6 protein-coding genes and 1 pseudogene are annotated in these 5,798 nt (G+C 40.3%); 6 read left to right on the top strand and 1 reads right to left on the bottom strand.

Features of this window, described 5'->3' with window-relative positions:
- Positions 1-503 precede the first annotated feature (503 nt).
- Positions 504-857 carry a PadR family transcriptional regulator gene (locus tag ACKPEB_RS12810; protein ID WP_408965320.1) on the top strand — a complete coding sequence of 118 codons (354 nt, stop codon included), beginning with the start codon at positions 504-506 and terminating at the stop codon, positions 855-857.
- A 45-nt stretch (positions 858-902) separates the two neighbouring features.
- Positions 903-1,457: a cofactor assembly of complex C subunit B gene (locus tag ACKPEB_RS12815; protein ID WP_408965321.1), complete on the top strand. Its 555-nt coding sequence runs from the start codon at positions 903-905 to the stop codon at positions 1,455-1,457.
- 213 nt (positions 1,458-1,670) lie between these two features.
- Here ACKPEB_RS12815 and ACKPEB_RS12820 read toward each other — a convergent pair whose 3' ends face one another.
- Complete coding sequence (locus tag ACKPEB_RS12820) at positions 1,671-2,000, bottom strand: DUF3155 domain-containing protein (RefSeq protein WP_408965322.1); 330 nt, start codon at positions 1,998-2,000, stop codon at positions 1,671-1,673.
- Between the two features lie 178 nt (positions 2,001-2,178).
- Between ACKPEB_RS12820 and ACKPEB_RS12825 the strand changes: the two genes are divergently transcribed.
- The 4 genes and pseudogenes from ACKPEB_RS12825 to ACKPEB_RS12840 form a co-directional block, all read left to right on the top strand.
- On the top strand, positions 2,179-3,591 hold the full coding sequence (locus ACKPEB_RS12825; protein ID WP_408965323.1) for an ATP-binding protein: 1,413 nt from the start codon (positions 2,179-2,181) through the stop codon (positions 3,589-3,591).
- A gap of 126 nt (positions 3,592-3,717) precedes the next feature.
- Positions 3,718-4,353 (top strand): SLATT domain-containing protein, encoded by a 636-nt coding sequence (locus ACKPEB_RS12830; protein ID WP_408965324.1) that lies wholly within the window; start codon positions 3,718-3,720, stop codon positions 4,351-4,353.
- Between the two features lie 50 nt (positions 4,354-4,403).
- Positions 4,404-5,078, top strand: coding sequence for a hypothetical protein (locus ACKPEB_RS12835; protein ID WP_408965325.1), 675 nt, complete (start codon positions 4,404-4,406; stop codon positions 5,076-5,078).
- A 232-nt stretch (positions 5,079-5,310) separates the two neighbouring features.
- Positions 5,311-5,798, top strand: a pseudogene (locus tag ACKPEB_RS12840) (VWA domain-containing protein); the annotation flags it as partial.

Below are 5,798 nucleotides of genomic sequence, written 5' to 3' on the forward strand. Positions count from 1 at the left end.
CAAACTTAACCGGATTAGACTTAAGAGGGAGTCCCTTGACAGAAGCAGCTTGTCCCGTTAAAACTAACTTAACCTGCCGTTTTTAGTTAAGTTTAGAGAACCAGCATGATGTATTTTCTCTAAGATCCCTAAAAATAGTGACCCCAGTAACTAAATCCTGAATCACACCGCGATAAATTATCTAAAATATCGTTTTGAAGACTCCCCCTAACCTGATGGGTGTAGCACAGGGAGCAAAAAACGGGTTATGAAAAATAGGGGAGTACGAATCTCTAAATCAAAAGCTAAAATCAAAGAAGTTTGTGCCGATCAATCTATGACCGAACGCGCGTTTAAATGCAGAAACCTAGAATCATCAGAATCAGGAATTTCTCGTGACAGCGCCAATGAGGTTAATGGGAGTCGATGTCACAATAATAGAGTCAGGCTAGAAGTCGAAATTTTCACCCTTATTTAAAATTGAGGTGAATCAATCATGCTTGACTAGCAAGCGGGAGAATCTTATGACCTTTGAAGAAATCTATCAATTTTTCCAAGAACCCCCGCCTATCTACCTCAATAAAGAACTGGCGGTTTGTTACATTTTATCGGTCTTTCTCCGGGGAGACTCCTATGGAACCGAACTGATTGAACGACTAGAACAGGAATATTCCACCTATCGATTATCAGATACAGTTCTTTATAGCGCCCTAAAATTTCTGGAAAAGCAAGGAACAATCACAGGGTACTGGCAGAAGGTAGAAGGCAGAGGTCGTCCGCGCAGGATGTACCAAATCATACCTGAATCTAGAACCCAGGCGCAAGAGTTAGCAAGGCTTTGGCATGAATATACGACTCGTCGAGGTAAATTTCTGTAAACTACACATCAACGAGTGACACTTTAAACTAGACTGATTTAATCTATGATGATTCCTGTAATTCCTTCTACCTTTGTGCTGACTCTACTTCTAGCCATTGGCTTATTCTTTTTTGTTCGAGCTTCGACGAAAGATCGAACAGAACAGGAAAAGCTTGTGGCTCAACTGGAGGCTGACTCCTTGCTCACGCAAATCCAGCAATACTTTGCCGCACGATCTTATCGTGTTACACAGTTAAATCAGGAAGACAATCAAATCACCTTTGAGGGGTTAGTTCGTCCCAGTTGGTTCTTAGCCATCTTTTTAACCCTATTAACAGCCATTGGACTGTTATGTTTAGGGTTAGTCCTATCGATGGCTATTCCCAATCTAGGTCAACTTTTTTGGGGGCTGGTGTTGGTTTCACCGTTAGCAGGTTGGTTTTATTGGAAAGGCGCAAAGCGACCCGAACAAGTCTCTCTCAAGCTAGATGCTGTTTTGGGTCAGGGTAATCAAACTCAAAGTTTAATTACCGTAACCGCTCACCGAGACGAACTGGCAACACTGAAGCAAGCTCTCCATCTCCAACCTTGGGAATCATTCCCATCTAATCCGGGTTAGCACAGAATCACCGATTTCTTGGGCAAGTTAGTCTAAAACATAGTTAACGCCCAAAAAATAAATTGTTTGAATTGACCTCCCTCCACCAGACCCATTCGTTTTTATGCTGTCGCGCCTGCGGTGATGTCAATCTAAAGTTAGGGAGTGAAACTTCTGTTGCTGATGGTCATCATCAAGTTTTCGGGTTCAAGAAAGACCGTTCAACACAACGTCTTAGCTGGAAACCCCCTTGACAACAGAAGCAGAAGACAGGAGTGTTGCTTTTTCCACAACTTGTTTTAAACTGGGGAATAAAAAATGATTTTCTTCAACGTATTGAGCACCAAACAGACCCTTCTCAGCCCAGAAGTACCGATCTGTGGTATGCTCATTACGTTTGACAAGAAGCACAGCAGGGGGAATAATTCCCTCGGCATGGATAAACTTGCGAGCGGCCGTTACGGGTTTATCTTCGCCACTAGAAATGCTATATTGAGGCACACATTCTAAAATTCGACGTCCTTCTTGTCTACGACGGCTTTTACGCTTACGTCTTCTAGCCAACTTGTTGACCTCCTTTTTAAGCAGGCGGGTTGTAAATATAGCTACAAAATCCGAAAGAAGTATATCTGTTTGAGTTCAAAATTTCAAGATATTTTAATAGATTGATACAAAATAGAAAGGTTGACCGTTGACTGGGGACTGTTAACTGTCAACCGTTAACTGTCAACCATCAACTGTTATGCTCACAGCCAGTTCTGAATTTGTCCAACTTTGCCGTACCCAACTGTCGTTGACGGCGAGTTTAGGTGCGTCGTTAAGTGTGGTGTATTTGGCTGAGGCTTGGGTGGATGAGGAACAAAAGAAACTGATCCCGATTGCAGCTTATCCTGAAACGTCCCTGGATGATTTAAAAAGTCCAGGTTTAATGCGCTTACCCCAAACCTTAACGCCGACTTTACCGGGTGTATTCACAGAACCAGAAACAACTGCTCCCATTTTACTGCCATCGTTGGAGATTAACCATTGTGTTGAAACCGAAGAAAACGAAGATCAACCCTTAGAAGCAGAGACCGACTGGCAACCCGAAAGTCAAACGGTTTTACCTTTAATTCAAGAAGAGGTGGTGCTCGGATTTTTAGTCACTGGACGTCAGGATCGACCTTGGAATCCACAAGAGTATCACCAACTGCAACAAATCGCCCATACCTTAGCCCTGGCTTGTATTTTAGATCAGCGCTCCCAATGGTTCCAGCAACAATTCAGGCAACAACAACACCTACAACTCCAACAAGCCGATGCTCTTGATAATATCTTTCATCAAATCAAAAGTCCCTTAACAGCTGTTCGTACCTTTGGAAAATTATTATTAAAACGACTGCTACCAGAAGATAAAAACTATCCCATTGCTAATAGTATTGTGCGAGAAAGCGATCGCATTCAAGAATTACTCCAACAAGCCGATCAAACCTTAGACCAAACAGAACCTCTTTTAAATTTACCCCTCACTGTTGATTCTGTTTTGGTTTCGACTCCCCCACCAGAAGAGGTAACCTTTCCCACCTCGGTTCTCACTTTATTACCCGCCTGGGAGCAACTTGAACCGATCAACTTGTATGAGGTCTTAGAACCATTAATTTTATCGACCCAAGCCATTGCAGAAGAACGACAACTGCAATGTCAAGTTGACCTTCCCTCTAAATTACCTGCCATCTCAGGAAATCGTAAAGCGTTACGGGAGGTTTTAAGTAATGTTCTCGATAATGCCTTAAAATATACCCCACCGGGCGGGAAACTGAATATTCGAGTTCGACTCCAGAAACCGAATCAAAAACGCCCATCTCAACCCACTCAAGTCGGAATTGGCATTAGTGATAATGGCCCTGGTATTCCGGTAGAAGATTTAACCCATGTATTTGAACGTCACTATCGGGGTGTACAAGAACGTTCAGAAATTCCAGGCACAGGGTTAGGGTTAGCCATTGCTAAAGCATTAATTGAACAAATGCACGGAGAGATTCAAGTATTTTCCCCTGTTGATCCTGCCTGGGTGTCTAAGGATATGATTTCTGTATCTGATCTTTGCAAAGGAACAACATTTATCATTTGGTTACAGGGTGTGACTGCTGATCAACAATTGAATAGATTTTTCTGATAAAATTATTTTTTCTCAACGGATGTTGTGTCTTTGCGGAAGCAAATTTTAATATCGGGTGTCAGATAGAACATACCCGTCTGAAAACCGATTAACTACAAACCTATTTTAAGTTGTTTAACGGCCATGAGTGCATCCAGTAGCCCAGATAATATCATCAACAATCCCGTGAATTCATCCGTTCCTGTGAATGAAAATTTAGATAAACCGATCCCTTATGTTGCCCAAGAAGATATCCTTTATCGTGCTTTAGATCGCAAAACGGTTTGTCGAGTGTTGAGTCAAGCTCATATTTATGTTTCCATTCGTTGGACAAGAACCCATCTTTATATCGGGGTTCCCAGTACCGTTTTAGCAACCGTTGCGGGTGTGCAAGCGATTTCTAGTTTAGGCGGAAAGTATCAAGTAGTCGCCGTAATTATTCCTGTTTTAGTTGCTATTCTTGCACCGTTATTAACGTTTTTAGATCCCAATGGCAAAGCCAATACCCATTTAGTGGCTTCCAGAGTTTATGAACAAATGGCGGATCAATATGATTCTTTTTTACTCAAATGTCGTTTAGAACCTCGACTGATTGAAGAAGAACTCAATGATTTAGTTCAAATTAACGCCGCCTATAGTGAAAGTAAAAAATCCCTACCGGCTTGTCCAGAATGGGCGTATCAAAAAGCTTTGAATACGGAAAATGCCATACAAAAACTCATTCCAACCAACTTGAAAGAAGCGGGCGGACATGATAGATTTTTAAATAAATCTTCTTAAATTAAAGTCGGCAGGTCTAATCTTGAGGAATCATTTCTGAAATAAGAATCATGCAATCTGATTTAAAAGGGTTAGAAATTACTTCAGGAGAAATTAAACATTGGAGTGGGATTAATCAGAAGTCAGTCTATCGACCTGCCACTGTTAAAAAATTGCTAGGGGAAGGTTTAAAAACCATCATTATTATTGGATTATTATTAATTAGCTATTGGATTTGGAGCTTAATTTTTCCAGAATTCTATTTGATTTTAATGATTCTTTATTTCATAATTGGAATTCTCTTACTGATTGAAGATTTTTTTAAATTTTGGTTGACCTTAACCCGCCCTCAGTTTGTTAAATTATGTCAGCAAGTAGAGCGTTATAATACAATTGTTAAAGCGTTAAATATTTATGATGAACTACAATCGGCAGAACATCCCCAAGAACTCTTAAAAAATCGAACCGCTATTATTGAAGCTTTAACGTTAATTAGAACTGAATTAATTAAAGGTTTAAAAATAGAACGAATCTTAAAAAAGCATCAAAAATTTATTCATAAAAATCCAGAACTTTTTGATCCGAATTTTACGGCTTTAACCGTCTTACAAACCCAGGAACCAACCACAGAACAAGGAAGACTTCTGTATCAAGCCTTTAAAATTGCTTCAGAAGTTCATCAACAGTTACAACAACTTCAGCAGCAACCGATTTCCCCTAATCGCAACATCAAGAACAAGGAATAAGGAAAAAATTCAATCTAAGCTGCTCTTACATTTAAAGTGTATATTCTAGGGAGCGGGGACGCTCCAACGACAAAGAATTGGCAATTTCCCCATCACCACTAGAAACTCAATCGCTTATTCACTATTCTGGCGACTGATTATAAACAGATAAAAAAGTTTCACCCCAACCCCTTCTGAATCACCTAGTTTTACGATATGATAAGAAACTGTATAAGTTTTTAAGTAAACTATCTTGAGTGAGATTTGTACCCCAGTCGCACCCGGTCAATCGTTGAAGTCTTTCCAGAAAATCGGTTTGGAATCAGTCGCTCGTCTACATGGCGGACGGGATGTGGTACTCGCGATTGACCTAACCGAAAGCGTCGGTTTGAATGATGAAGGTCATTTGCGTTTACGCCAAATTGTTGAGGATAGCTTAAAATCAGGAGACACCGTTTATGTTGTGCCTTTTGCTACAAAAACTAACCCTTTAACCCCTGAGATCAACCCTTTAACTTTAGAAACTGCCATTCAATTTAAAGGGAAAGCTGATGTAGAAAAGATTTTACAATTAATTCCCTTTCAGCCTGATCTGAGATTACAAAATACCGATATTCAACAAGCTGAGTTAAGGATTTATCAGGGTTTAGCCGATCTCAATCAATGTCGTTTAACCCAGAATCAACCGATTAAACCGCAATCTGTTGTTTGGATTACCGATGCACCGTTATTTACAAAATC

The sequence above is a fragment of the Planktothrix sp. genome (assembly GCF_046067725.1).
In the GTDB taxonomy this organism is placed as follows: domain Bacteria; phylum Cyanobacteriota; class Cyanobacteriia; order Cyanobacteriales; family Microcoleaceae; genus Planktothrix.